The organism is Coprococcus intestinihominis (genome assembly GCF_040096555.1).
GTDB lineage: Bacteria > Bacillota > Clostridia > Lachnospirales > Lachnospiraceae > Coprococcus_A > Coprococcus_A intestinihominis.
This window is the reverse complement of sequence record NZ_JBBMEK010000326.1, coordinates 1-3151: the sequence shown is the minus strand read 5'-3', so window position 1 is coordinate 3151 and position 3151 is coordinate 1. Positions and strand designations below refer to the sequence as shown.

The 3151-nt window shown below is 39.2% G+C and carries 4 protein-coding genes; all 4 read left to right on the top strand.

The window, feature by feature from the left end; genetic code table 11:
- Positions 1-419 precede the first annotated feature (419 nt).
- The 4 genes from WMO25_RS16575 (at position 420) to rsmA (ending at position 2879) form a co-directional block, all read left to right on the top strand.
- Positions 420-608: a hypothetical protein gene (locus WMO25_RS16575; protein ID WP_349086262.1), complete on the top strand. Its 189-nt coding sequence runs from the start codon at positions 420-422 to the stop codon at positions 606-608.
- A 72-nt stretch (positions 609-680) separates the two neighbouring features.
- Positions 681-1355: a hypothetical protein gene (locus tag WMO25_RS16570; protein WP_349086261.1), complete on the top strand. Its 675-nt coding sequence runs from the start codon at positions 681-683 to the stop codon at positions 1353-1355.
- A gap of 29 nt (positions 1356-1384) precedes the next feature.
- On the top strand, positions 1385-1603 hold the full coding sequence (locus WMO25_RS16565) for a hypothetical protein (protein WP_256167565.1): 219 nt from the start codon (positions 1385-1387) through the stop codon (positions 1601-1603).
- Between the two features lie 412 nt (positions 1604-2015).
- The gene (gene rsmA / locus WMO25_RS16560; protein ID WP_117528771.1) at positions 2016-2879 is read left to right on the top strand and encodes a 16S rRNA (adenine(1518)-N(6)/adenine(1519)-N(6))-dimethyltransferase RsmA; all 864 of its coding nucleotides are present in this window, start codon (positions 2016-2018) and stop codon (positions 2877-2879) included.
- Positions 2880-3151: the final 272 nt, after the last annotated feature.

Genomic DNA, 3151 nt, shown 5'->3' with positions numbered 1-3151 from the left:
GTGGAAAGATGGAAATATGCGACTTAATGTACTGGCATATCTTTTCAAAGCGCAAAAGGAGATGGTATAATTAAGAGGCAGCAGAATTGGCTGCTGCCTCGAAAAGATTTGGTTATGCCAGGGAGGAGAAAGTCATGAAATAGATAAGAGGCGGTTTACCTGAAAAGGATGCCAATAAGGGCTTTTTAGGAGTTTCTATAGGGCTATTAATAATTATAGTTTTTTGTGGTTGGGTGTTTTGTAGAGAGGGAACAGGAGTTTGTGAAACCATTATTTGTATGGGAGCAATTTATTTAATTATGTTGAATTTCTTTATAAAAGTTTCGAAGGCATATGTTATAGATGAAACGGGAGTTACAATTACTTTTTTTAACTTTAAAATATGGACAGTTCATTTCAACTGGGATGAGTACTATGAAGTGGAATTTGGAACAACGAGAAAAAATGAGGCCGGTGTAGATTTTGTCATGACTTTTAAGAAAAAGAAGAAATGTCTGAGTGATTTTATATTTTCCGGAACGGTAGGATGTGAATGTACAGAAGAGACATATGCACTGGTGAAAAGCTGGCTGCCGGAGAGTGTAAGGATGCCAAAGGTCAAGTTTTAGTTGCATTGGTTCCAGATGCCCCGCTTTCCGGGCGGGGTATCTATTGAGACAGAGTACGAGGAGAGAATACATATGATTGCCATTAGAATGATTATTGAAATCATCATTTTTATTGTGATGATGGGAATGAGTATAAAAATACGGCAGAACAAGATTAAGAGAACCAGAAAAATTACGTTAATAAGAATTTTTGGAACCATTATGTTTTTGGTAATCGTACCCTATGTAGGTGCTTTTCCTGTGGAAAATTTATTTATCACATTTAAAAGTCCGGAACAGGCATTAGCGTATGAAGTATGGCCAATGTCTAAAATAAAAGTAGATAAGATTATAGAGGGAGAGGAGTCGTGTTTGGTAATAGAAAAAAAGGAGAAGCACGGCAAGATCCGTTATGAGACAGAATACTTCAAGAAAGTACCAGATGGATACAAATTCCCTGGCAATCATGATGTAAAGGCAAAAAATATAACAGGTACAAGTCTTATAGTAGAATATGTTAAAGGAACAAAAGATTATTATTTGTCAGGCGTGAAAATGACTGAATGCGCAGATGATATTGTTGATATTAAAGATAATCTTGGAACAAGTTTTGTTCAAACGAGCGAGAAAGTCGGGCATTATAAGGACATAGAGGCGTATGATCAGGCGTATTATGGATATATGTATGATATTACGAATGATTATAAAATATATCTTGAGGGTCAGACATATGAATTACCGTTTGATGTTGATTCATTTTCTAATTGATTTTGTGTTCACTTTAGGAGGAAATGTGGATGGATTGGTCTGCTCTGGGCAGAATATTAATCATGAGCAAACAGGGCTGTGTGGCGAAATTTTTAAAATTCCAGAGGTTCTACACGTGGGATGAACTGGCGATAAAAAGATATGAAAACTATCGTTATATGCTTGGTAATGGATCGAAATATTGTCCTGCACCGTATAAGAAAGGTGTGTTCTTTTCTCGTAGGAAGGTAAGAAAATGGAAAAAATAACGCCGCGTACATACTGTAGCTTTTGTCGACCATGGAGTACCTTTTTTGTGAATTTTTAATGCTGACAATCTGTGCGGCCTGCCGGTGCCGAAGAAGGTCGAAAGCTGGCTGAGAGATTTTCTTGCCAATATGACATCAGAGCTGCCAGTTTCCTGACAGCTCTGTAATATTCAAAAAGAGAGGATTGGATGGGCCGCTTTGTTCAAAAGTCATTGCACGCGGCCGCATCCGGTTATGAAAAAGAAAAAATCTATATAATGTGTTATTAGCACTTGCTTTTGTTTTTTTATGGCTTTATTATAGAGAAGAAATGTGGCGAATGTGTGACCGCTTTCTGAAAAGAAAATGAAAATTCTTAACAGAAAACAGTATAAAAGGTAAATTGTTTATTTAGAAAGGTATTTTTGTATTTATGGAAAAGCTATCCAATCCACAGAGAACGATTGAGGTTATAAAGAAATATGAATTCTGTTTCCAGAAGAAGTTTGGCCAGAATTTCCTGATTGACGGACATGTTCTGGACAAGATTATTGCCGGAGCCGGTGTGACAAAAGACGACATGGTGCTGGAAATCGGTCCGGGTATCGGAACCATGACACAGTATCTGGCAGAGGCAGCAGGCAAGGTAGTTGCTGTGGAAATCGACAGAAATCTTCTGCCTATTTTACAGGAAACACTGGCAGATTATGACAATGTAAAGGTGATTCACGCGGATGTGCTGTCTCTAGATCTGGAGAAGCTGGTGCAGGAGGAAAATGGCGGCAGACCGATTAAGGTTGTAGCCAATCTGCCGTACTATATTACAACACCGATTATTATGGCATTATTTGAGCAGCATGTGCCGCTGGCCAATGTGACGGTCATGGTGCAGAAGGAAGTGGCGGCCCGTATGAAATCCGGTCCGGGTTCCAAGGACTATGGTGCATTATCTCTGGCTGTGCAGTATTATGCAGAGCCGTATATCGTGGCCAATGTGCCTTGTAACTGTTTTATGCCGCGCCCAAATGTGGATTCTGCAGTGATTCGTCTGACACGTTACGAAGAACCGCCGGTTCAGGTGAAGGATGAGAAGATGCTGTTTAAGATTATCAGAGCGTCCTTTAATCAGCGCCGTAAGACACTTCAGAATGGGCTGAACAATTCTTCTGAGCTGAATTTTACAAAGGATCAGATTGCGGCAGCCATTGCAGAGGCGGGATTTTCACCGTCTGTGCGAGGTGAGGCACTGACACTGGAACAGTTTGCAAAGCTGACGGATATTTTGCTGAAGGCTTAGAAAAAGCTGCACTGCAAACTAGAAAATAAATAAAAAACTGCCTTGCAGCAGGTTTAAAGGTATCATTGATTTAAAAAGCACAAAACAGGGATTCGGATAGTGACTGTCTGAATCCTTTTTTTGTGCTCTTTTAGGTTGTATATTAACATTGACATATCAGGTGTCTTGACACCTGATATGTCAAGCTGTATAATGACAAAAGCAATAAAAACCTGATCGGGAAAGAGGTATAAATAAAATGAATGAATATTATGACGTCATTATCGTGGGAA

What these genes read in the sequence shown, in the direction of transcription:
- WMO25_RS16570 (WP_349086261.1), top strand. Translation starts at nt 681, where the DNA reads ATGATTGCCATTAGAATGATTATTGAAATCATCATTTTTATTGTGATG.
- WMO25_RS16565 (WP_256167565.1), top strand. Translation starts at nt 1,385, where the DNA reads ATGGATTGGTCTGCTCTGGGCAGAATATTAATCATGAGCAAACAGGGC.
- rsmA (WP_117528771.1), top strand. Translation starts at nt 2,016, where the DNA reads ATGGAAAAGCTATCCAATCCACAGAGAACGATTGAGGTTATAAAGAAA.